The following is a 23,475-nucleotide window of genomic DNA, read 5'->3' on the forward strand; positions in this document are numbered from 1 at the left end:
CAGACAGCAGGTCGAGGGTGAAGAAGTTCGTCACCCTCGGCGATGCGCAAGTCTTTGCATCTGCAGTTTCTTTCATCGCGGGCGGCGGGAAGTGCGGCACGGTTCGACCAGTGCCGCCAACCATAATCGGGAAACAACGGGAGCGTGAAATGTCAAATCGAAACGTACAGATCGACCAGTTCCTCCTCCTCCATTCGGCGCGTGCAGACAAATGGCGCGAACTGACGACAATGGCCGATGCCTGGGCGAAACAGCAGGGTGACAGGTTGAAGCTGGAAGCAATCTTGAGCGCCCTGGAGGCCGTGGAGGAATATCACGCCTATCCGGGGCCACAGCTTCTTGCAGCGCTGCGGGAAAGTATCGCGGCGAATGATGCCGGCGGTGCTGCACGATTGGCCCGGCGGATCTCCAACGGCCTGCTCACAGATGCATATCGCAGCCGGTCAGCGGAATGGGACGTTCACGACGAAATGTCGGCGTCTGAGGTTCCCGACATCCTGCCGCCCTCGACGAATGATGCCAGTGAACGGCGTCCCTATTTCGAGGTCCTGTTCGTCAACAGTCAGCCGGCTGCCAGATGGCCGGCCTTTGCACGTGAAATACGCCGGTTGCGGCGGCGCGAGGATGCCTTCATCTACGAGCCGGTGATGGTTGGCTCCTTTGAAGATGCCATCTGCGCGACGATCCTCAACCCCAACATCGTTGCAGTCGTTCTCGCGGAAGGTTTTCCCTATCGCTCGCGTCACGATGCGCCGATCCTGCGTTCCGTACTTGATCCGCTCGGCGAGGTGGAGAGTGCAGACGCTTCTGCCCTTCGTCTCTCCAGTGCCCTGCGGAGGCTTCGCCCGGAACTCGACGTCTATCTGCTTTCCGATCGCGAGGTGGAGAAGATCGCGGGCGACCCCAACGCGAAGGGCGTGCGACGCGTCTTTTACGCGGTCGAAGAGATGCTCGAATTGCACCTTGCCGTGTTGGAAGGTGTTTATGCACGCTACGAGACGCCATTCTTCGACAACCTCAAGAAATACGCCCGCCGGCCGATCGGCACATTTCATGCTTTACCGATCGCCAGAGGAAAGTCGGTCTTCAAGTCGGACTGGATCCGCGATTTCGGCGAATTCTACGGCCTGAACCTGTTTCTGGCCGAAAGCAGTGCGACGACTGGCGGACTGGATAGCCTTCTGGAGCCAACGGGCAATATCAAACGATCTCAGGAAATGGCGGCAAGGGCGTTTGGCGCTGACCACGTCTTCTTCGTCACTAACGGCACGTCAACCTCCAACAAGATGGCCGTGCAGGCGCTGTTGGCTCCGGGCGATATCGCCGTCGTCGACCGCAACTGCCACAAGTCGCATCATTACGGAATGGTTCTGTCGGGCGCGCAGCCCTATTATGTCGAAGCCTTTCCTATGACGGAATATTCGATGTACGGGGCCGTGCCGCTTGCAACGATCAAGCGCGCGCTGCTGACCTTGAAGGCCGAGGGACGGCTCGATCGGCTTAAGCTTCTGGATTTGACCAACTGCACGTTCGATGGCCATATGTACAATGTGCGGCGGGTGATGGAGGAATGCCTTGCGATCAAGCCGGATCTGATTTTCCTGTGGGACGAAGCCTGGTCGGGTTTCGCCCGCTTCTCGCCCTTCCTGCGCCCAAGAACAGCGATGGGTGCCGCGGAGGAAATCGAAGACTGGCTGCGTGATCCGGCGTCTTTGAAAGCATTCGAGGCGCAGAAAGCGCAACTAGGCGAAAACCCAGGCGATGATGCCCTGCTTGCGGCGCAGCTCATTCCCGATCCGCGTCTTGTCCGGTTGCGTGTCTACCAGACGAATTCGACCCACAAGTCGATGTCGGCTATTCGGCAGGGGTCGATGCTTCTCGTCAAGGACGTCGACTTCCATACCGTCGCGGCACAATTCCGCGAGGCCGTGTTTACCCACGCATCGACGAGCCCCAATCAGCAACTGATCGCAAGCCTTGACGTTGCTCGCCGGCAGATGGAGCTGGAAGGCTACGGGCTGGTGATGAACGCGATCGAGATTGCACTCAAGATCCGGCGTAGCGTCAACGAGCACAGGCTGATCTCGAAATATTTCAGGGCGCTCGACGCCGATGATATGATCCCCAAATCCTATCGTCAGTCGGGGTTTGAGGGATACATCCGCGACGGCACCACCTGGGCGGATGCCGTCAAGGCAATGCACGAAGACGAGTTCTATCTCGACCCGACGCGTATCACGCTTGTTTGCGGCACGGCCGGCTTCGACGGCACGCAATTCAAGGGCCTGCTGGCCGAGAAATACGGCATCCAGCTCAACAAGACGTCCCGCAACAGCGTGCTGCTGCAATCCAACATCAACAACACCCGCAGCGATGTCGCGCATCTGATCAGGGTTTTGGTTGAGATATGCCAGTCCATCGAGGAGCGCCTCTCCGATGGCGGGGAAGGCGAGCGCACTGCCTTTGCTGCGCGCGTGAAATCGCTCATGACGGACGTACCGGATCTACCCAACTTCAGCCACTTCCATGAGGCGTTTCGTCACGATGCAGGCCGCGACACGCCGGAGGGCGATATCCGGACGGCGTTCTTCAAGGCCTATGATGCGTCGGTATGCGAATATGTGCCACTGTTCGGTACCGAATGCGACAAGCGTCTCAAAGACGGGCCGGAAATGGTCTCTGCCAATTTCGTCATTCCCTATCCGCCCGGCTTTCCGATCATGGTTCCGGGCCAGGTCCTGACGCAGGAGACGATCGACTTCATGCGTAAACTGGATGTGAAGGAAATCCACGGCTTCGAAAAGGCGAGGGGGCTGAAGCTTATCCGTTCAGACGCGATCGCGGTGGCTGAACGACCACGAAAGAGCAAGGACGAGAAGCGATCGCATTGAGAATGGTACCGGATCTTCGGCGTCGGGCATTCTGGCCCGGCGCGTTCCGGGAACAGACAGGGCTGGTTTTCAATGGTCTGGACCGAACAATTCCTTATCAAGTATCCGGAACTTGCGGTGTTTCTCGCGATCAGCATCGGCTATCTGATCGGGACCTTCAAGATTGCAGGCTTTAGCCTGGGGCCTGTGACCGGTTCACTGTTTGCCGGTATCGCGATCGGACAACTGGCCGATGTGCCGATTGCCTCCATGGCAAAGTCCTTCCTGTTTCTCCTTTTCCTCTTCGGAACAGGTTATTCGGTCGGCCCGCAGTTCATGAAGTCGATCAGGCGGGACGGGTTGAAGCCTATGCTGCTCGCCGTGGTGGTCACCGTCACCGGGCTGGGCCTGGCGATCACTATCGCCAGGCTGCTGGATCTCGATCCCGGCTTCGCGGCTGGTCTTCTCTCCGGATCGCTGACGGAAAGTCCGGCGATCGGCACTGCCGCCGAGGCGATCAATGCATTGCCGTTACCCGATGCGGAGCGCGAACGACTGGTGGCGCATATCGCTGTGGCCGATGCGGTATGTTACGTTTTCGGCGCCTTAGGCGTGATCCTTTTCTGCAGTGTCGTCGCTCCCCGGCTGCTCGGGATCGACCTGCCCGCCGAGGCGCTGAAACTCGAACGTGAACTGGGTATCGTCCGCCGATCCGAGGGGGTGGCGTCCGCATGGCGTCGGTTCGAGTTGCGGGCATATCGGGTTGCCGAAAACGGACTGGTCGCGGGTCTTTCGATCGCTGCCGCCGAACGGCAGGCTTCGGGCGAGAGACTGTTCATTCATCGGCTGCGTCGAGGCGATGCCCTGATCGATGCGACACCCTCGATGGTGATCGTTCCTGGCGATGTTCTTGCCGTCTCCGGGGAGCGCGCGAAGCTCGTGAGATTGATCGGTCCGCATGCCGAGGAGATCGAGGACAAGGCTCTGCTCGATATGCCGGTCGTCTCCACCGACGTCATACTGACCAACCGCGATCTCGATGGGCGTACGATTACACAATTGGGAGAGGGAAACCTCGCCCATGGCCTCTACCTGCGGGGGGTTACCCGTGGTGGAAACGAGGTGCCGATCGCGCCCGGCGTTACCGTGCAGCGTGGCGATATTGTTGGACTTGTCGGGCCGGAAGCGGTGGTCGAGAAAGCTGCCCGGCAAATCGGGACAGTCATATCCGCAACGCAGACGACGGACTTTTTCGTTCTGGGACTGGGGATTTTCCTAGGTGGGCTTGTCGGCGTCATCGTGACGTTTCCAGTCGGCAGCATGCAGATTTCGCTCAGCACCAGCGTCGGTGCCTTGTTGTCAGGCCTGCTGGTCGGACATTTGCGCACGCGCTTCCCGCTTTTCGGCCGGATACCGGACGCTGGTATCTCGCTGATGACCGGCCTGGGGCTTTCGGCGTTCGTGGCGATGATCGGTTTGCATGCCGGACCTGTCTTCTTCTCGGCGATTGCTGAAGCGGGATTGGGTCTTCTCTTAGGAGGCATGATCGTAACGATAACGCCATTGATCGTCGGGCTGTATTTCGGCCGCTATGTCCTCAAGATGAACCCCATCCTGCTTCTTGGCGGACTTGCGGGGGCGCAGACAATGACGGCGGCCATGGCGGCAGTTCAGGAACGTTCCGGTAGCACAGTCGCGGTGCTCGGGTATACGCCGGCAGTGCCGCTCGGACACATCCTGCTTACGACCTGGGGAAGCGTAATCGTCAATGTGATCGCAGGTTAGGGATCACCGATGCCGGACGATCTCGTGAGCGAATATCCGGTTTGGCGGGAGAAAGGCAATTTCCGCCATGATTGTAAGGAACGGTAACGATGATCGGGCCATCATCCTCTGGCAGCACTGCCGATCTGTCCCCCGCAGGAGGCATCCGGCGAGATGTCATCGCTGGCTTGACGGCGGCAGCTGTCGTCCTGCCGAAGGCTATGGCCTACGCGACGGTTGCCGGATTGCCCGTGATCGTCGGCCTTTATACGGCATTCGTGCCGATGATCATTTATGCCTTTCTCGGTTCGTCGCGGGTGTTGAGCGTCAGCTCGACGACAACCATCGCAATCCTGACCGCAGCTGAGCTGCAGTTAGTTGTACCCGATGGGGATCCAAGCGAGCTCATCGTCGCTACCGCGACCTTCACGGCTTTGACGGGCGCGCTGCTGCTCATTGCATCTGGTCTGCGGTTGGGCTTTGTTGCCAATTTTATCTCGGTGCCGGTGCTGACTGGGTTCAAGGCAGGTATCGGTCTGGTAATCATCCTGGACCAGTTGCCGAAGCTCTTCGGGCTTCATATTACCAAGGCCGGCTTTTTCAGAGACATATTGGCGTTTGTGGAACAGCTTCCCCAAGCATCGGTAATCACTGCAATTGTAGGACTTACGGCGCTTTTCCTGTTGTTATTGGTAGAATGGATCCGTCCTCACTCTCCGGCGCCGCTTGCTGTCGTCGGTGGCGCCATTGCCGCCTCATGGATGTTGGGCCTGAGCGACAGAGGAGTTGCCATCATCGGCGAGATTCCACGGGCGCTGCCAACGGTGACCGTGCCCAATCTCGATCTGATCATGATGCTGTTGCCTGGGGCGATCGGTGTGGCACTGATGAGTTTCACCGAGACCGCGGCTGCAGGACGCGCTTTCGCAATTTCTTCGGATCCTCCAATCCGCCCTAATAGAGAGTTGTTCGCGATCGGTGCGTCCAATCTCGGAGGCGCATTTTTCGGTGCCATGCCAGCCGGGGGCGGGACGTCGCAAACCGCGGTCGTACGGGCAGTCGGAGGGCAAACCCAGCGCGCCTCACTGGTCACGGCCGCGGTTTCCGTTGCGACGATGCTGGTGCTCGCTCCCCTGCTGGGGCTTTTGCCTCAAGCAGCGCTTTCCGCAATCGTCATCGTCTATTCACTCGGTCTGATCCGGCCCAGTGAGTTCAGGAGTATACTCCAGGTTCGCAGGATGGAGTTCCGCTGGGCCTTGGCTGCGCTGGTGGGAGTGCTGTTCTTTGGCACGCTCCAGGGTATCGTTGTCGCTATCATCGTCTCTTTGCTCGGCCTATCCAGCCAATCCGCAAACCCACGGATACATGTAATCGGTCGTGCTCGCGGAGACAGGGTTTTGCGGCCCGTTTCTGACAAGGACGATGAAGAGAATATTGTGGATGGGCTATTGATCCTGCGCCCGGAAGGGCGGCTTTTCTTTGCCAATGTGCAGCAGGTTGCCGATCGAATCCGCGACCTAGTACTGCAAAGAAAGCCGAAGGTCCTGTTGCTGGATCTGAGCAGGGTGTTCGATATTGAATATTCCGCGATGCAGATGGTAATCGCGAGCGATCGAAATCTCGCGGATCAGGGAGTGACATTATGGCTCGCGAGCCTCAACCCCGATGTACTCGACTATGTCCGCGCCTCAGGCTTCGCTGAAAAACTTGGTACAAGCCGCATGTTCAAGCGGTTGGATGACGGGGTTCGCCACTTTCAGCACAGTATCGAGGCACCTGTCTCAAGCCCGATGAAGCCCGGTCCGCATCATAGCTGAAAGAGGGAGCGGAAACGCGAATATGTGATTGCCGATCAGCACTTTATACAGGAAACGGGGCATCCTTCATGTTCATGGTCATCCTTCTTTCTGCCGGCATACTGTTTTTCACCATCATCATTCACGGGCTGGTCGTGACATGTCTGTACAGCCTGTGCATAGGCGCGGTCAGAAATGCTCGAAACCTATCCGGCATAGCCCGGCTTTGCCTCACCTACGTCTTTGTCTTGGGGTTTGTTTTTGCCCATTTTTTTGAAATCTTCATCTGGGCTGTGGCCTACCGGGCATTGGGTGCGCTCGAAAGCATGGAGGAGGCCGTCTATTTTTCGGCCGTCACTTTTGCAACAATTGGCTATGGCGACGTCACGCTTTCCGGTGGCTGGAGGATCGGCAGTGCAATCGAAGGCGTGAATGGCATCCTCCTTTTCGGCTGGACGACAGCATTCCTTTTCAAGGTTTCGGGAACGCTCTGGTTCTCTGAAGACAGTGAGGAGCCGAAGGCGGGTCAGAGATAGACATCTACGGTGTCAATGAACGACAGAGGGCATGCCAGTTCGTACGGCTCGCCAGTAGGTTACGGTATTCTACGTATACGCAGGCAAGGTCCGCGATATCATTCGGCACAATAACTTTTACTGAGTAGCTATCCAGGACATACGGATAATGAAGTGGCTGGCGCTATCGCTGTTTCTGCTTTTAGCCGCCGCGCCTGCCTATTCGCAGCCGGCGCCCCCTCTGCCCGAAAAGATCGAAGCGCTTACAACACTGCTTCAGGATCCCGAGGTCCAGTCGTGGATCAAGCGGGCCGAGGATAAAAGCACGCCGCCTCCAAAACCATCTTCCGAACCTTTGATCTCGACGTGGGAAACGGCCATCCGGGCCCGCATGGACAGGATTGCCGCGGCAATCCCCCGGATCCCAACCGAAGTTCTGAAAGCTGCCAAACGCGTCAGGGGGGATGCTGTCTCGAACGGATACGCACCAGTCTTCCTGATGTTTTTCGGGCTTATCCTTGTCGGAATGATTGTCGAGCGGCTTTATCTCCGAATGCGGTCACATGCCGACAATGGCGTTTACGGCCTGCTGTCCGTTTTCGTTTTTGCCTTGCCGCTGGCCATCATATTCTTCGCCGTTCACTGGCCGCCACTCGTGCGTGTTGCTCTGCTCGTCTACCTGATTGCCTTCGTGGGCTTTCGGTTGGCTTCTGCATTGGTTGTGCTTGCAGTCCCAAGGGAGGGCCTGATACGGGCACAGCTTCTAGTGGGAGCCGCAGTGCTGGCGACCGCGAATTCGGTCGCCGGTTCCTTGATCGGTATCGATCAGGACGTGGTGGATGCCTTGTCCTATCTCAGCTCGATCCTCCTTCTGGCCTTGCTGCTGGAAGCTGTCTGGTCGGTGCGGACGCGCAGCCTGCAACGTAGGTTCACGTTGACTTTTGCCATCGTCGTCATCTGGGCGCTTTGGTGTCTGGGATTAAAGGGGCTTTTCTGGATCGGGTTTTTTGCGCTGATCCTGCCTGCTACCCTCCAGTCCGTGGGAAAGGCAGCACTGCGTCTGGTGCCGAATGCCACAGGGATGCGTAGCGTGCTTATCACACGCGGCGCGCGTGCCGCGATCATCGTCGTTGCCTTGGCCTGGCTCGTCTTTGTCTGGAAGATGAATCCGGAAGGGCTTGCGCAGCGGGATCCTGCGCTCTCGGCGGTCTTTTATGGGCTGTTGAAAAGTGTCGCAGTCGTGCTTGTTGCCGATCTTCTGTGGCACATGGCAAAATCCTGGATCGACGGACAGCTCGTCACAAGTGACGATGCAGGTTTAACAGCTCAGGAAACGTCGCGCCGCGGTCGTCTACGCACCTTGCTGCCGATACTGCGAAATGCGCTGGCGGCGGTCGGCCTGACGATAACCGTGCTTCTCGTCCTGGCGGAACTCGGGGTGGAGATCGGCCCGCTGATCGCCGGAGCAGGGGTTTTCGGGGTTGCGATCGGCTTTGGGTCACAGACCTTGGTGAAGGATGTTATCAGCGGTGTCTTTTATATGCTCGACGACGCGTTCAGGGTCGGAGAATACATTCAGGCGAAGAGTTACAAGGGTACCGTCGAGGGCTTCAGCCTCAGGTCTGTCCGTCTCCGGCACCACCGGGGGCCTATTTTTACCGTCCCATTCGGCGAACTCGGTGCGGTGGAGAACATGAGCCGGGATTGGGGTGTGGTGAAATTCCGCATTTCCGTCGGCTTCGACGCCGATGTCGAGAAGGCGCGGAAATTGACGAAAAAGATCGGTGCCACGATGCTGGAGGATCCCGAGTTCGGCCCAATCTTTATCGAGCCCCTGAAGATGAAGGGCGTCGAGGAATTCGGCGATTACGGAATGGTGCTGAGTTTCGGGATGACGCTCAAGCCTTCTCCGATGCAGTCCTTCATTCGAAGGCGTGCAAACCTTTTGTTGCGTGAGGCTTTCGTCTCGAACGGAATTCAGTTCGCACAGCCAACGGTGAATGTCGGAGGAGAGGGGGCTGCGGGCAATGCGTCAGCGGCGGCATTACAGGCATTGAACAAGCACACGCAGCTAGCCGCAACCATCGATGGAAGCCCGCCATAAATACGAGGCCGCTCTGAATGAACGGGCGTCAATCAGGAATGAAACAGGAAGCCAGTGATTTTGGTGGTGGAGGCGAGACACAACCGGCAATGATTTCGGGTTTGTCTGCGAGGTAACGGATTGTGATCGCTCGGGAAACAGATGTTGAGGCGCTGTGGAGCAATCTTTCTCACAGACAACGTCAAGCGGTGTTGGGAATCTTGCTTCGAGATATCGCTGAAGCGTATCGAATGTCGGACGACGAGTCCAAAATGCGGTGGTCCGGGCCGATCCTGAAGCTGATCGAGATGTTGGAAAGACTTAGACGTGATCCTGCCGATAGCAACCGAGGCGCGGCGCTTGAGGCGATAGAGCTTGGCTGTCGCTTCACCAGCCAGATTTTGCCGAAATGCCAAGCTCCATCTGGTCGAGAGACCCAATAGAGTGACTGCGTTCCGAAAAGGCCCAGCTTTGCTTGGCGGGGTCGTACGCAAATTGCATTGGCCGGCTTGACTGCAGGATAGCCAAGGCTTCCGGTCTGCCCTACCATTTTTCTATTGCTTCAGGTTGTTGCCCCGGTGGACGAAGAGGGCTCCGGAACTTCTCAGCGAGGACGATGCCTGGACGAGGAGGAAATTATGGATACACCACCCATCATCAACCAGTATGCAGGGATAATTCAGACATCGTTGGCTCCTGTATTTCTGCTTGCCGGGACCGCAGCATTCGTGAGTATCTACAGCCTGCGACTGGGCAGAGTTGCGGACCGCCTGAATGAAGTCGGGGACAAACCCGACTTGGGAGATAGAGGGGTGCAATGGATAACCTATTTGAGCCGTCGCACGCTTATTCTGGAGGTAGCAGTTATCTTTGGAGTGGTATCGGGTTTGTGTACTTGTGCCGCAATCCTTAATCTTCTTGCAGGCGGCCTTTCCATTCGGCTTCGACCGGAAAACCTGCCATGGCTTTTTGGCGGGGCGATCATTTGTCTGATGCTCTCGCTGCTCGCGTTCCTCCTGGAGCTTGTTTATGCGGGCAGGAGTATGCTCCAGCAAATCCGCGAGCGGCGCTAGCCAGCTGAGCTTTTCACGCCAATCCCCGTCTCGGCTTGCTCACGAACCGCACCACAATCTCTTGGATATCGCCGTACTTCGGGTGCTGTTCGGATAAGCTGGTCTCACTGACGAACCTGGCACAAAGCCTGGTCTGGTCTTATCAATAGCTTGAGCTTGAAACCACGAGTGCGCTGGCCATTTCGCAGCGTTTCCGTACATCGCGACTAGGTGGATGGCCCGAAGCTGTCTTGAGTGGAGTCGTCGGCGGGATGATTGCGTGCGGCATCATTTTTCCTTCGGCCGAAAATGGGCATTACTTGAAGTCGGATCCACGGTGTTTTTCTGTTCATGTCGCGTTGCGCTCGTGGATGAGCGCAACGCATTGAGGCTCTCCTGACCTACGATACAGTTGCGGAACTCATTTCATCAGGCGGCGCGCATTCTTGAGCCTTGGACAGCTGCTTGACGCATCTCAAAACGCATTAGCAGCTCTGAAAGGCGGCCGCTTTCATCAGCAAGGCCAGCGCCGGCGGCATTCATTTCTTCCACCATGGCGGCATTCTGCTGGGTTACCTGGTCCATGTGATTGACCGAGGTGTTGATTTCAGTCAGACCCGATGCCTGTTCCCGCGCGCCGAGGGCGATCGCGTCCATGTGCTGGTTGATGGCGGAGACGAGATTCGCAATCTCGTTCAGCCCGTTACCGGTATCGTTGACCAACGCCACTCCTTGCGTGACCGCGGCTTCCGAATTGCCGATCAGCGTCTTGATCTCCTTGGCTGCGTTGGCGGAACGCTGCGCGAGTTCACGGACTTCCTGAGCAACGACCGCAAATCCCTTGCCCGCTTCGCCCGCACGGGCAGCTTCCACACCGGCGTTAAGGGCCAGAAGGTTGGTCTGGAAGGCGATGTCGTTGATGACACCGATGATCTGGCCTATCTGTGTGGACGCTGCCTCGATCTTGCTCATTGCATCGATCGCGTTCGATACGACCGAACTGGAGGAGTTTGCGCGCGCGCTGGCATGGCGAACCATCTCGCGAGCCTCGGAGGCTCGTTCCGACGTCTGCTTGACGTTTGTCGTAACCTGTTCGAGCGCCGCTGCCGTTTCTTCCAGCGAGGCGGCCTGCTGTTCGGTGCGCTTGGCGAGTTGGTCCGAGGCAGTGGAAATCTCGTCGCTGCCGCTGCGAACCGTCAGTGCCGACTTGGCGACACCTTCCAGCGCAGTCCGCAGTTGGCGGATCGAGCTATTGAAATCGTGGCGCAGGGCTTCGAACTGCTCGGAAAACTCCTCTTCGATTTCGCAGAGCAGATCACCGGCTGCAAGACGGCGCAGGCCGGAGGCGAGGCCGGAAGTCGCTTGGGTGAGGCGGGCTTCGGCTTCGCTTTCAGCGCGTTTCTGGAAGGCAACGCGCTCGGCTTCGGCCGCCTGGCGGGAGCCGATTGCTTCTTCTTCAAGCTGGCGATTGTGGATTGAGGCCTCGCGGAAAACCTCGACGGCGCGGGCCATGTCGCCTATTTCATCTTTGCGGGTGGCACCATCGATCTTGGCGGAGAGATCGCCGGCGGCGAGCGTGCGCATGGCGCCGGTCAGGGCGGTGATCGGGTTGGCGATACGGAAGATGATGGTAGTGAAACCGACGATGGCGAGCGCAAGAGCAAGAAGCGTGGCAACGCCATAGATGACGATCGACCGTGTAGACGCGGCCGCATTGGCACCGGTCAGAGCCGTCATTTCCTTCAGCGATGCCGAGGCGATATCGGCAAGCGATGCCTGCGCCGGGCCGGCGGGCTTGCGCCAGTCATCGACATTCATGGCAAAGGGCTGCCCGGCCTGGAACTGCTTGATGGCGGACGACTTCTGTTCGGCGTAGGCGCCGGAGAAGTAGGTGTTCTGCGCGACCTTGTGCAGATCGCGGATGGCGGCCGGCGTCGTGTCGCTTGCGACAATCTGCGAAATCACGTCCCAGGCCAGAAACACGCGGGCGTCCTGCACAGCGATTTCGGCCAGCTTTTCTGCCGAAAGCGGCTGCTTGGAAATGATGGCACCAACGATCGAGGAATTGGCGGTACCGAGCTGCGTGCGGGAGGTCCAGGCAAGCGAACGCAGCTGCGTGAACATGATCATGGCAGGCCCGCGAGCATTGATGACCGCTTCGACCTGATAGGAGGCCTTTTCGAGATCGACGAGCATCTGGTCGGCAAGGCCGAGTGCGTTCTTTCCGACACTGGCATCGCGATCCTTGACCGGAAGGGCGAGTCCTGCATCCACCTTCGCGCGAAGATCCAGCCATTTGCGGTAGTTTTCGAGAACCGGGCCGAGGCTGATCTTCAGGCTCGCCGGTTCGACCCTGTCGATGATTGATTTGGTATCATTGAAGGCGGCATCGAGATCACGTCTGCCATCCTCGATATTCTTGCGGGTGGAGGCCATATCCACCGGTTCCAGCTTGACGGCTGAGCTGATGGCGCCGCGTTCGCCGCGCATGCCGAGCAGCGCATCGAACAGCGATTTATCGAGCGAGGCCAAGCCTGCCAGTTGGGTGGATACGCGCTGGGTTTCGATCTGTCGCAGCAGCTGCTGCAACATAAGACCCATAACTGCGAAACTGAGAACCGCAAACACGGTGACGAGTATGTTTCGAACCGAAAATTTCATTGCAATGCCCCCAAAGAGACCGGCACGGAACGCAATTCCCCTTGCACACGCCGATCCAATATCCTCCGCGCGATCAAGGCGATCTCGCATTACAAGATCAATGTTCAATATTGACTAAATCTTTCCTAATTCACGCCCGTATCGATCGAATTATTGTGCGTATTTGTTGTGCGGCGCAACATTCGGCATGCGGGTGATGGAGGGTGTGCGCATAGGTTTGATTACCGCGTGCCCTATCGACTACTTACAGATGATCCGAAGTCGTGGCGACAGCCGAGCGTTTCCCGAGTTCCTGTCGTAGGAGGACTGCAGACGTTCTTGGAATACAATGTCAGGCATCACGGAATGAAGTCATTGGCTGAAACAAGCGCAAGGACCAAGGTTTCGATGGCTCCCGCTGCCTCTCACTTGGCCTCAATGAGGCCAGGAACGCGACACAAAGCGTTGCGGCAGCGCCCGGAAAGGCAAGGTCGCGGCAGGAAAACCACCGGGAGTAATGGTCAGATTCACGATCTTCTTATGTAGTTCCGCGGTTCAGCGCAGATGTGTGCTGCGGCAAAGGCGTTCTGAAGGGCAGTTGACAGCTAAAACAGAGACTTCACGCTTCAGAACCATGAGCTTTCCAGATCCGTCTTTGCGCGCCGGGCTTCTTCGAGCTGCAGCAAACCGCCGATCCTATTCAAGGGAAGGCGGTTTATGTTGCGCGGCTCCAGCTGACAGGTGTGTGCTGCGTCCTTTGGCGCAGGTGTTACCTGTCAAGCCAGGTAGCTTATGCCGGTTGCAATGCGCTTAGCGTCAGATTCAATCCGGTATCCGCATCGAATATGTGTGCCTTGTCCATCACGAAACCGAGTGGGATCGTCTGGCCACGTTCTGCTTTGTCGATCTCGCCGGCAAAATCGGTCGGGACGCGGGCGGCAAACTCGTGGCCGCCAAGATCGAAATAGGTATAGACCTCGTTGCCCATATGCTCGCGCAGGCGGAAAGTGCAATTGGCGACGGAAGCACGTTCCTGCGATCCCGCAGCAAAAATGCTGCGTGGCGTGCCGATATTTTCAGGGCGAATACCGAACTGCACCTTCTGGCCGATCCGATTGCCAAGGGCATCGGAATATGCAGCGGGAAGCGGCAGCATCGTATCGCCCATCTCAACGCCCAACCCGCCGTCGCGCGCCACCACCGTTGCCGGGCGGATGTTCATTTCGGGCGAGCCGATGAACCCGGCGACGAAGGCGTTGACGGGACGATCATAGAGCGTCGTCGGCGTGTCCACCTGCTGGATCGTGCCGTCTTTCAGCACGCAGATGCGTTCGCCCATGGTCATTGCCTCGACCTGGTCATGGGTCACGTAGATTGCCGTCGATGGCTGTCCCCGGTCACGCAACTCGCGATGAAGTTCCGTCAGACGCACGCGCATCGAGGCACGCAGCTTGGCGTCGAGGTTGGAGAGCGGCTCATCGAAGAGGAACACTTCCGGCCGCTTGACGATGCAGCGGCCGACAGCCACGCGCTGCGCCTGACCACCCGAAAGCTGGCGCGGCAGGCGATCGAGCAATTGCTCCATTTCCAGCATTTTGGCGGCCTGGGTGACACGTTCGTGGATTTCCTGCTTGGGCAGACCTGCCAGCTTCAGGCCGAAGGCCATGTTGTCATAGACTTTCATATGCGGATAAAGCGCGTAGTTCTGGAATACCATGGCAATCCCGCGCTCCTTGGCGCGCAGGTTGTTGACGACAGTATTGCCGATCTTCAGTTCTCCGCCGGAAATCGATTCCAGCCCAGCGATCATGCGCAGAATGGTGCTTTTCGAGCAGCCGGACGGGCCCACAAAGACCATGAATTCGCCATCGCGCACTTCAAGGTCGACACCGTGCACGGCCTCGAAACCGTTGGGATATGTCTTGACGATCTTTTCGAGATTAACGCTAGCCATGATGGCTCCTTCTCCTCAACCCTTGATACCGCTCGAGGTTGCGCCCTCGATGAAATAGCGCTGCGCCAGGAAGAACACGGTCAGTGACGGCAGCAGGGCTACGATGGAAATTGCAATAATATTGGCCCACTCGACTTCGCCGCTGACGTCCATGCTCATCTTGAGCGCGAGTGACACAGGGTATTTCTCGACGGTGGAAATGTAGATCAGTGGCCCAATGAAGTCGTTCATCGTCCAGATGAACTGGAATAGAGCAACCGAGATCAGCGCCGGTTTTAAAAGCGGCACGACGATGTGCCACAAAAGCTGCAAGGCGTTGCAGCCGTCGATGATCGCCGCCTCTTCCATGTCGCGAGGCGTGCCGCGCAGGAACTGGACGACAAGGAAGGTAAAGAAGGTATCGACGGCAAAGGCCGATGGCAGGATCAACGGCCAATAGGTGTCGATCATGCCCAGTTCCTTGAACATCAGATATTGCGGCACGCGCAACACGATCGGCGGCAGGAGCATGGTGCCGATCATGATGGAAAACAGGAACTTTTTCCCCGGATATTCGAAGCGTGCGAAGGAATATGCCACCAGCGTGCACGAAATCAGCGTGACGATGACCCGCGGGATGACGATGAGGAACGAGTTCAGGAAGTAGGTTGCGAAGGTAAACTCGGTCCGCGTCATCCAGCCATTGTAATAGGCGCTGAAATCGAGCAACTGGGTAAGGTCACGCGGCAGGAACCAGATCGTGGTGAAGATTTCCTGGTTCGATTTGAACGATGCTCCCAGCAGCCAGAATAATGGATAAAGCATCAGCAAGCCGACGCTTCCCAGTATCAGATAGCGCAAGGCGAGTGAAATCCGCTCCCTGCGTTGTGTGCGCAGCACTTCCGCGTTCGACGGGATTCGCGTTTTCGGCAGCGCGGTTGCGACTGTGTCACTGCTCATCGCGCTTTCTCCTTTTCCCCTGAATAGAAGACCCAATATTTCGAGGACCAGAACAGGACGCCTGCAATCGCGACGATCAGGAAGAACAGGACCCAGGACAGGGCGCTGGCGTAGCCCATGTTGAAATATTTGAATGCTTCGTCGTAGATGTAGATGGCCATGAAGTAAGTGGAGTAGAGAGGGCCGCCTTCGGTAATCATGTAAGGCGCGTTGAACTCCTGGAAGCAGTTCACGATCTGCATGATCATGTTGAAGAAGATGACCGGCGTGATGATCGGCAGGGTGACACTGCGGAACTGCTGCCAGAAGGATGCACCGTCGATTTCGGCTGCTTCGTAAAGCGATTTCGGCACACCCTGGAGCGCGGCCAGAAAGATCACCATGGCGGCGCCGAACTGCCAGGTGTTGAGCGCGACAATGGTCCAGACCGCATAACGCTCATTTGCCAGCCACGGGATCGGATCGATGCCGACGGTATCGAGGATGATGTTGACCAGCCCCTTCTGCTGGAAGAGGAACTTCCACATCACGGAGATGGCGATCGAGCCGCCGAGAATGGTAGGCAGGTAATAGGCGGCGCGGAAGAAATTGATGCCGCGCAGCTTGAAGTTCAGCACCTGCGCGATGAAAAGCGCGACCGCCAGCCGGGCCGGAACGACGATGAGGGCGAAGGACACCGTAACCGTCAGCGACTTCCAGAATAGATCATCGTCGAAAACCATCTTTTCGTAGTTTTCCAGCCCGATATAGGTCGGCGATCCGATCAGCGGATAGTCGGTAAAGCTCAACGCGAACGAGGCCGCGAAAGGGAATAGATTGAAGGCGAGGATGCCCAGAATAAAGGGCATCACAAAAAGATAGCCAAGGCGTTTGCTTTCATACATCCGCATCACCTGAGAAATGTTCGGCCGATGGCCGCGTGGAAGGGTGAGTGCGCCGACAGCAGCCGTCGCACTCTTCCGGAAAGGTCGGGCTCATCCGGGCCTCACGGGCCGGTGACCCTTGTCGCGCTATAGGCGGGACAGTATCCGGGTGGCTTCCTTGATCAGCTTCGGCGCAGCTTCCTCCGGTGTGGTCTTGTCGAAAGAAAGCTCCTCGAAGGTATTGAACAGAAGCTTGTAGATCAGCGGATGTTCGAAATAGAGCGAGAAGCGTGGCACAAGTCCCTCCTCATTGAGCTCCATGATCTGACCTGTTCCGATCTTCTGGATCGGCGGGATGAGATTTTCCTTGGTCAGGACATCCCATTGCGTTTTGGAGGCGGGGATGGCGCGTGACGTGCCGATGATGCGGGCGGCTTCCGCATCCGTTGTCAGGAAGTTGATAAATTTCGCCGCCGCCTCCTGCTGCTTGCTGTGCTTGCTGATCGAATAGATGAAGCCGGTACGGCTCATGGTGCCCGCTGTCTTGGCGTCTGGCAGCATGATGTAAGGGCCGACTTCCAGCTGATCGAGACCGCCGGTCAGGGTATCGGCGCGCGATGTCAGCGTTGAATCCTGCGAATAGACGCCGCCCCACTTACCTTCCACCCAGTCGGGCATCTGCGATGTAGGCTTGTTTGCACCGCCCATGGCGGTACGCGCCTTGATGCTGACCAGAACATGTTCGTTTTCCAGTCGTTTGAAGAAGCGCAGCCAGTCGGCCACCTGTTCCTCGCTCATCGACACCTTGGGTTCGTCCGGATCGATGAAGTTTACATTGTATTTCTGCATGGCCCAGGACAGCGAGATCAGGAAGCTGCCCTGTGTGGTCGGATCGAGCGGGTAATAATCGTCGCCTAGACGCTCGCGCATCAGTTTCCCGGCTTCGAACAACTCGTCCCAGATTTTGGGATAGTCGATTTTGGCCTTCTGCCACGGTTCCTTATTGTACAGGAACAGGAAGCCGGTCGAGCCGATCGGCACGCCCTGCATCTTGCCGTTGATACTTACCTGCTCAAGCGTGGTCTTGGGGAATTCCTCAAGATTGATCAGGCTGGAGAACTTGTTGATGTCTTCAAAGCCGTCGCCCTTTTTCGAGAACATCGGCAGCCAGGCCAGTAGTACCTGCATGACGTCCGGTTCAGTTCCGCCGGCAAACTGAGTGCTCAGGCGTGTCTGGTAACCATCATAGCCGGAATATTCGGCTTTCACAGTGATGCCCGGGTTTTTCTCCTCGAAAAGCTTTATGACTTTAAGTGTATTTGCGGCGCGTGCTTCGTTACCCCACCAGGCGAAACGGATCGACGCGTCCTCGGCAAAAGCCGCAGATGTAAGTGAAACAAGCGCTGTGAATGTCAGCGCCGCAAGTGTCTTTCGTTTGAACATGGTCTCCTCCTAAATTTCCTCTTCAGCTTGTTATGATCGCCTCCCGGCGGTCAGGCATGTGCGCATGAGACTGCGGCCGACGGGTATGGAGCCGAGCAAGGCAGGCACTGCGGAATGGGGGTGGACAAGATTGGTGTTCGGCGCACAGGGCAGCACGCGGCGCTTTAACCTGCCATCGAGATCGCGCAGGTCGCTGAACAGCGTCAAACCTTCAGCTACCGGCCTTTCCTCGGAAGACCCTTCGCTTTCGATCACCTGCTGCAAGGACTGCGGCGCTACCCACAGATCTGCCGCATGGCCCGTTGCAAGAACCTGCAGCGGGAAATCTGCCTCGATCGTACTCTCGCGCAACTCTCCTGCATCTCTCGGTCGCTGTCGTGTCGTCACGCGGCAACCGGGAAAGGGTGACCAGACCGCTTTCAGTTCACCGTCTTCGAGAACGGCTTCGTCGATCTCAGTGCGAAATGCCCAGGTAACGCCATCGCGACTAAACGCGAGCAGGTTATCGCCGGCAAAGCCGCTTGAGATCCAATCCAGCGATTCCACGCAGAAGCCGTGATGTGAGGAATAGGCAAATTTTGCGTATTTATCGGCGACATGCCGGATCTCTTGATGTCTCGGCGGCGGCGCGACCAGATAGGAAACGCCGTTGGAGCGCCAGGTAATCTGGCGCGATACGGCAACTGCATGGAGAGCAGGCGGAGTGTCCGCCTCCTCCGCGGTGCTCCAAAATGGATGGTCGGCAGGAAGGGCCAGCGGAGCGAAGGCTTTCAACGCCCAGAGTGGTGATTGCGCACTGTTGTAGAACTCGCTCATCAGCAGGTTAGGGTAGGCGTAACCTACGGTCAGGCGTCCTTCCGTGTCGAAGATCGGCTGACCAAGCCACCAGCGCATCGCCCGCGACCAGAGGCCACGCAACTTTCCTGCACTCAGTTCAGGATGGCCGAATTCGGCGAGGAGGCCCCAGAAACCGGCGGTTCCGAAGCGATAGGTCATCGAGCGGCCATAGGCGATAGCCGCACCATCTTCTGCAAACCAGTGGCGATACGAGAGAGCAAAGGTTCTCGCCCGCTCGATATAGCGCGCCGACCGCTCGGGATCGTCAACCGCGTGCCAGCGCGCATAGAGAAGCCCGTAGAAATGGAAGGCGAAGGGATTGTAGTAGTCGAACCGTCCCACCTCAGCGCCGTCCTTGTACCATCCTTCACCGACATATTGGCTGTCGATGAAATCAAGCTCTTCGGCGAGGCCTTTCCTGTCGACCGGCCAGCCGACGCTGGCAAGCGCATCGATCACCAGAATTCTGAAGAAGCGCCAGTTGCTTGGGTTGATGCGGGCGTGCTGAATTTGCGATAACCAGCGGAAGAGGTTTTCGCGGCAAGCCTGCGACATCAGTCTGTTCAGGAGCTCGGGTTGTTCACGCAGGAACACGGCAAGCGCTGCCATCTCGACCAGCCGCTGATCCATGTCGCCGGCTTCACCCCAATAGGCAGGATGATCCGGGTCGGAGCCGTTGGCCAAACCTTCGACGATGGCCTCAACTCCGGGCACTGAACAGCCGCCCGCGAGCGCTGGAATCACACCCCATAACAGGCGTGAAAGCCCCTCAAGGCGCGCGGCGCGTTCATCATAGGCAGCAACCGTCGATCCGAGCTTGAGCCCGGCATTGCCTTGCGTGAACGCGCCGAGATGGTTGCCGACGAGCCGTGAGAGGAGATGCGCGGCGGCATTCCGGTCGATGGCGGCATCTGGATTGATTGGTGGCGAAGGACGCATCGTCGGTCTCACCAGCAGAAACGGGAATGGCCGAGCGACCGCATGAGCGCTTCCATGAAATAATAGTCGCCATAGGGCAGCATGTTGCGCACCGAGCCGCGCCGTACATGGGCGGCGCCATAATCGAGCAATCCCTGCGCCCCTTCAATTTGCGTAACGTCGCAAGTCTCGATCAGCCCATCGAGCAGTCGATCGGCAAAGGCGCGCCAGCGGATTTTCTCTTCACCGCTTGTCACATCCGCCAGGATGAAAAGCCCGGCCGACAGAATGGCCCCTGCCGAACTGTCGAGATATTGCGGCTCATCGGCCGGAAGGCGCAAATCCCAGAGAGGCACCTGGTCATCGCCCATAAGCTCCTCTGCCTTGGCCGCGACCAGCCGAGCCGCATCGAGATATTCGGGATTGCCCGTCGTGCCGTAGGATTGTGCAAAGCCATGCACCAGCCAGGCCTGGCCACGGGCCCAACAAGAATCATGCGCATAACCCTGATGGGTTTCACCGCGTAGCGGCGCACCGGTCGTGGCGTCGAAAACGAATGTATGGAAGGACGTGCCGTCTTCCCGGATCAGATTGCGGCGGGTGGTTTCCGCATGGGCGTCGGCGATCATCTTGAAATCGGGCGCGCCGGTTTCTGCATGTGCCCAGTAAAGCAGCGCAAGGTTCTGCATCGTGTCGGCAATGATGCGTCCAGCGACGAAGGTGGAGCGCGTCGTATTTTCCGTACCATGCGAGTTCCAGGCCTGGATATAGCCGCCGGCGGGTCTGAAGCGGGCGCGCAGCGCTTCTGCAGCGCGCAGGGCCATCTGTCGCGCTGTCTGCGATCCGGTCAGTTTCCAATCGGCCACGCAGTTCAGTGAAAAGATGAAACCGAGATCATGATCCTGCGCAGCGAGGTTGGACAAAAGCAGGTTAAGGTCAGACTGACGGGCTCGGGCGAGATTGGCCAATCCAGGTTCGCCACCGAACTGATAAGCGAGCCAAAGCTGCCCGGCATAAAAGCTGATGACCCAGTCGAACGGATTGCAATACTGCCAGCCGTTTTCCACGCTGCCGATCTGAGGGTTGCGCAGCCCGAAAATACGCGATGTCGACTTCACCCGTTCGACGCACCGCTCCAGGACCGCCTGGCGACCATTTGGTTTTGCCCTGGCAGGAGATTGGACGGAGTGTGGAAGGGTGGCGGTGAGCATGCAGGTTTCCTCGCTGTAGATGCGAAGACTTTGGCATGTGCGAAAATTTTGTCAATTAAGAAAACTTTTCGCACATGCAGCGAAAAATCCTTTCGCAAATTGTCGATTGCTAGGCGTGCCAATCATGTAGAACTATCTCGCGTGTTGATTTAAATGCGAAAATTTACGAAAATCGCGGAAGAAGGCGCACAGCTTTAATACCGAAAATTTTCGTGATAGACATTCTGTCGGGGAACCGATCGCGGGCGTTAAGAACCGCAGAGACAAAGTGAATGATGAGCGATCCAGACTCGTATCTTTCAACGGCGACACTTCACGATGTTGCAGCTGCAGCCGGCGTTTCGGTTGGCACTGTATCCAAGGCGCTCAATAGACGTGGTGGCGTAAGTCCGAGCGTTGCAGCGCAAATCATTGAGACGGCACGCCGGCTCGGATACCAGAAGCGCCAGCTGCCACCGGAACCCGCATATAACGTGGCGTCCACGACGATCATCACCTTCGACCGGTTCGTGGTGAGCGGTCAGTTTTACGGCGAGATCCTCGACTCGATATTGAAGGAAGCCGAAAGGCGCGGCATTGCCACCAATGTAGAGCTGCTTCCTTCCGTCGAAGTTCCAGCACTGCTAGCCCAGGAAAGCTGGTTTGGACGGCAGCGCCCCGAAAGTCTCATCGTGCTTGGCATCGATACGCCGGAAATGCTGGATGCGATTAGCGAACTTGGCTGTCCTGCCGTGATTGTCAACGGTGCCGACCGCCGGATGCGGATCCCGAGCGTGTCGCCCGACTATCACTTCGGCGGGTGGTTGGCGGCACGGCATCTACTGGAGCAGGGGCATCGCAAGATTGCGCATGTGACGCATCCCTGGCGCGTGTCATTTGCGCTCCGGCTCGACGGCTTTCGTGATGCGCTTTCGGATTTCGGAATCACTTTCGATCCCGAAATCCACCTTATTGACACACAGAGCCGGGCTCTGATGAGCCTCGATGCGCGACGTGCCGTCGAGGAAAGGCTGGCGGCCGGCAGGCTGGATTATACCGGCTTTGTCTGTGCTGCAGACATGTTGGCGCTCGGCGTCATACAGGCTGCGACCGCGGCCGGTCTCTCGGTCCCCAATGACATCTCGGTTATCGGCTTCGATGATCTGCCTGTGAGTAGTCACTCAACGCCTCCGCTCAGCTCGATCCGCATCGACAGACAGGAAGTCGGCCGCACGGCGGTCGATCTGCTGCTTGAGCGAGCTGCGATGCCGGATCGCGTTGCGCGGCGGGTCGGCATCGGCGTCTCGCTTGTCTCGCGTGCTTCGGTTGGCACTATTTAGTCGTTGCTAATTGATTGTTCGGGAAACAATGGCCTTCATAGGCATTGATCTCGGAGCGATTGGACCCGCGACATGCATTGACGCTATTTGGACAGTATGTAACTGCCATAGAAAATCGCGTAGCCGCAGAAGGCTAGAACCCAGAGCAGACCGGCGAGCGGCAGAAGCAACATCGTGTATTGTGGCGCAAGCGCTGCAGCGATGCGTAGTGCGGCAGCGATAACGATTGGCAGGTAGATGACGAAAACCGTCGAAGCCGGCGCATGCAGCGCCTGACCGGAGTGGCCACGGGTTGCGCGGGTCATAACCGCGAGCGTCATGGTGCCGATCGCCCCCGATGTCCAGGCATGGATACCGGCCGAGGCGAAGCTTGAATCATAGGCAAGCAGGGCGATGCCGGTCAAGACAAAGCCAAGTGGCACGAATAGGAAGGCGACGTGGAGAATGGTGACGAGCGGTTCGTAGAGCGTGCGTTCGGGACACCAGCGCGCCTGTCGGACCAGTTGAAGAGTACCGGCGAGCAGCATCAGGATTGCAGCCGGTTTTGCCAGAGCGTCCCAGTGCGACGCCAGCGGCCAAGTGGCAAGCGCTATGGTCGAGATCACCATTACGAAAAGATCGAAACGACCGAAGGGTGGCGGCTCGCGGCCGGGATTATTCTTTCTTAGCCAGTTGCCGGTAAAGGTGGGAATGATGCGGCCGCCGACGATAGCGATCATCAGGATGATGGCGGATATGGCAAGGCGTCCCGCGACATCGACATGGGCGAAGCGGGAAAATTCATAAAGGAAAAGCGCCTGCGCTGCCGCGATCAGGCCGATCACGGCCGCCAGTTTGTAATTACGTTTGTTTCTGGCTGCCACGACTTCGCGTAGCGCATAAAGGCCGAGCACGACCAGGAAGGCGAGGTTGATGACGCTTGCGGCGGTGAGGCCGGTATATTCCGAGAGGAAGGTCGCTAACCGTCCCGCTAGCCAGAGGGCAAACAGAAGAACGAGCGGCGTGCCGGTCAACCGTTTGCGTTTGGTCCAGTTCGGCATGGCTGTCAGTAGGAAGCCAGCGATAATCGCGGGCACATAACCGAACAGAAGTTCATGCTGGTGCCATGCGATCGGCGACAGTGCCGTCGGCACATGCAGAAAACCGAGATACCAAGGCACCCAGAGCAGGATCGACAGTGCAGCATAAAGTGCGCCGAACAGAAAGAACGGTCTAAAGCCTTCGAGCGCGAGGTTTGAAAGACGGATTTTCGGGGCGGAGGTGTTCGACAT

At 57.8% G+C, this 23,475-nt stretch carries 15 protein-coding genes; 7 read left to right on the forward strand and 8 right to left on the reverse strand.

Annotated elements, in window-relative coordinates:
- Positions 1-149 precede the first annotated feature (149 nt).
- The 6 genes from ACI3K0_RS19960 (at position 150) to ACI3K0_RS19985 (ending at position 10,101) form a co-directional block, all read left to right on the forward strand.
- Positions 150-2,891: a decarboxylase gene (locus ACI3K0_RS19960; RefSeq protein ID WP_183686796.1), complete on the forward strand. Its 2,742-nt coding sequence runs from the start codon at positions 150-152 to the stop codon at positions 2,889-2,891.
- 72 nt (positions 2,892-2,963) lie between these two features.
- Positions 2,964-4,655, forward strand: coding sequence for an aspartate-alanine antiporter (aspT, locus tag ACI3K0_RS19965; protein ID WP_404946065.1), 1,692 nt, complete (start codon positions 2,964-2,966; stop codon positions 4,653-4,655).
- 89 nt (positions 4,656-4,744) lie between these two features.
- Positions 4,745-6,451, forward strand: a complete 1,707-nt coding sequence (locus tag ACI3K0_RS19970) for a SulP family inorganic anion transporter (protein WP_206827687.1) — start codon at positions 4,745-4,747, stop codon at positions 6,449-6,451.
- Positions 6,452-6,519: 68 nt separating this feature from the next.
- The gene (locus tag ACI3K0_RS19975; RefSeq protein WP_206827686.1) at positions 6,520-6,966 is read left to right on the forward strand and encodes an ion channel; all 447 of its coding nucleotides are present in this window, start codon (positions 6,520-6,522) and stop codon (positions 6,964-6,966) included.
- A gap of 148 nt (positions 6,967-7,114) precedes the next feature.
- Positions 7,115-9,049: a mechanosensitive ion channel family protein gene (locus tag ACI3K0_RS19980; RefSeq protein WP_206827684.1), complete on the forward strand. Its 1,935-nt coding sequence runs from the start codon at positions 7,115-7,117 to the stop codon at positions 9,047-9,049.
- 617 nt (positions 9,050-9,666) lie between these two features.
- Positions 9,667-10,101: a DUF2721 domain-containing protein gene (locus tag ACI3K0_RS19985; RefSeq protein WP_148144258.1), complete on the forward strand. Its 435-nt coding sequence runs from the start codon at positions 9,667-9,669 to the stop codon at positions 10,099-10,101.
- 408 nt (positions 10,102-10,509) lie between these two features.
- Here ACI3K0_RS19985 and ACI3K0_RS19990 read toward each other — a convergent pair whose 3' ends face one another.
- The 7 genes from ACI3K0_RS19990 to ACI3K0_RS20020 form a co-directional block, all read right to left on the reverse strand.
- Positions 10,510-12,741: a methyl-accepting chemotaxis protein gene (locus ACI3K0_RS19990; RefSeq protein ID WP_404946066.1), complete on the reverse strand. Its 2,232-nt coding sequence runs from the start codon at positions 12,739-12,741 to the stop codon at positions 10,510-10,512.
- 769 nt (positions 12,742-13,510) lie between these two features.
- On the reverse strand, positions 13,511-14,674 hold the full coding sequence (locus ACI3K0_RS19995; protein WP_206827681.1) for an ABC transporter ATP-binding protein: 1,164 nt from the start codon (positions 14,672-14,674) through the stop codon (positions 13,511-13,513).
- A gap of 15 nt (positions 14,675-14,689) precedes the next feature.
- Positions 14,690-15,613 (reverse strand): carbohydrate ABC transporter permease, encoded by a 924-nt coding sequence (locus tag ACI3K0_RS20000; RefSeq protein ID WP_148144255.1) that lies wholly within the window; start codon positions 15,611-15,613, stop codon positions 14,690-14,692.
- Positions 15,610-16,497, reverse strand: a complete 888-nt coding sequence (locus ACI3K0_RS20005) for a carbohydrate ABC transporter permease (protein ID WP_148144254.1) — start codon at positions 16,495-16,497, stop codon at positions 15,610-15,612. Before ACI3K0_RS20005 ends, ACI3K0_RS20000 begins: the two co-directional genes overlap by 4 nt.
- Before the next feature lie 126 nt (positions 16,498-16,623).
- Positions 16,624-17,919: an ABC transporter substrate-binding protein gene (locus tag ACI3K0_RS20010; RefSeq protein ID WP_404946067.1), complete on the reverse strand. Its 1,296-nt coding sequence runs from the start codon at positions 17,917-17,919 to the stop codon at positions 16,624-16,626.
- A gap of 30 nt (positions 17,920-17,949) precedes the next feature.
- Positions 17,950-19,695: a DUF2264 domain-containing protein gene (locus ACI3K0_RS20015; protein WP_404946068.1), complete on the reverse strand. Its 1,746-nt coding sequence runs from the start codon at positions 19,693-19,695 to the stop codon at positions 17,950-17,952.
- A gap of 8 nt (positions 19,696-19,703) precedes the next feature.
- Positions 19,704-20,885, reverse strand: coding sequence for a glycoside hydrolase family 88 protein (locus ACI3K0_RS20020; protein ID WP_148144251.1), 1,182 nt, complete (start codon positions 20,883-20,885; stop codon positions 19,704-19,706).
- Between the two features lie 275 nt (positions 20,886-21,160).
- On the opposite strand from ACI3K0_RS20020, the gene ACI3K0_RS20025 reads away from it, so the two are divergent.
- Entirely contained in the window at positions 21,161-22,204 is a 1,044-nt protein-coding gene (locus ACI3K0_RS20025) for a LacI family DNA-binding transcriptional regulator (protein ID WP_206827679.1), read from the forward strand.
- Positions 22,205-22,287: 83 nt separating this feature from the next.
- On the opposite strand, the gene ACI3K0_RS20030 is transcribed toward ACI3K0_RS20025, so the two are convergent.
- Positions 22,288-23,475: an NnrS family protein gene (locus ACI3K0_RS20030; protein ID WP_404946069.1), complete on the reverse strand. Its 1,188-nt coding sequence runs from the start codon at positions 23,473-23,475 to the stop codon at positions 22,288-22,290.

Origin of the sequence: Rhizobium sp. ZW T2_16 (genome assembly GCF_044987325.1) — a bacterium.
Taxonomy (GTDB): Bacteria; Pseudomonadota; Alphaproteobacteria; order Rhizobiales; family Rhizobiaceae; genus Neorhizobium; species Neorhizobium cellulosilyticum.

Coding starts and splice junctions, on each gene's coding strand:
- ACI3K0_RS19960 (WP_183686796.1), top strand. CDS start 150: ATGTCAAATCGAAACGTACAGATCGACCAGTTCCTCCTCCTCCATTCG.
- aspT (WP_404946065.1), top strand. CDS start 2,964: ATGGTCTGGACCGAACAATTCCTTATCAAGTATCCGGAACTTGCGGTG.
- ACI3K0_RS19970 (WP_206827687.1), top strand. CDS start 4,745: ATGATCGGGCCATCATCCTCTGGCAGCACTGCCGATCTGTCCCCCGCA.
- ACI3K0_RS19975 (WP_206827686.1), top strand. CDS start 6,520: ATGTTCATGGTCATCCTTCTTTCTGCCGGCATACTGTTTTTCACCATC.
- ACI3K0_RS19980 (WP_206827684.1), top strand. CDS start 7,115: ATGAAGTGGCTGGCGCTATCGCTGTTTCTGCTTTTAGCCGCCGCGCCT.
- ACI3K0_RS19985 (WP_148144258.1), top strand. CDS start 9,667: ATGGATACACCACCCATCATCAACCAGTATGCAGGGATAATTCAGACA.
- ACI3K0_RS19990 (WP_404946066.1), bottom strand. CDS start 12,741: ATGAAATTTTCGGTTCGAAACATACTCGTCACCGTGTTTGCGGTTCTC.
- ACI3K0_RS19995 (WP_206827681.1), bottom strand. CDS start 14,674: ATGGCTAGCGTTAATCTCGAAAAGATCGTCAAGACATATCCCAACGGT.
- ACI3K0_RS20000 (WP_148144255.1), bottom strand. CDS start 15,613: ATGAGCAGTGACACAGTCGCAACCGCGCTGCCGAAAACGCGAATCCCG.
- ACI3K0_RS20005 (WP_148144254.1), bottom strand. CDS start 16,497: ATGTATGAAAGCAAACGCCTTGGCTATCTTTTTGTGATGCCCTTTATT.
- ACI3K0_RS20010 (WP_404946067.1), bottom strand. CDS start 17,919: ATGTTCAAACGAAAGACACTTGCGGCGCTGACATTCACAGCGCTTGTT.
- ACI3K0_RS20015 (WP_404946068.1), bottom strand. CDS start 19,695: ATGCGTCCTTCGCCACCAATCAATCCAGATGCCGCCATCGACCGGAAT.
- ACI3K0_RS20020 (WP_148144251.1), bottom strand. CDS start 20,885: ATGCTCACCGCCACCCTTCCACACTCCGTCCAATCTCCTGCCAGGGCA.
- ACI3K0_RS20025 (WP_206827679.1), top strand. CDS start 21,161: ATGAGCGATCCAGACTCGTATCTTTCAACGGCGACACTTCACGATGTT.
- ACI3K0_RS20030 (WP_404946069.1), bottom strand. CDS start 23,475: ATGTCGAACACCTCCGCCCCGAAAATCCGTCTTTCAAACCTCGCGCTC.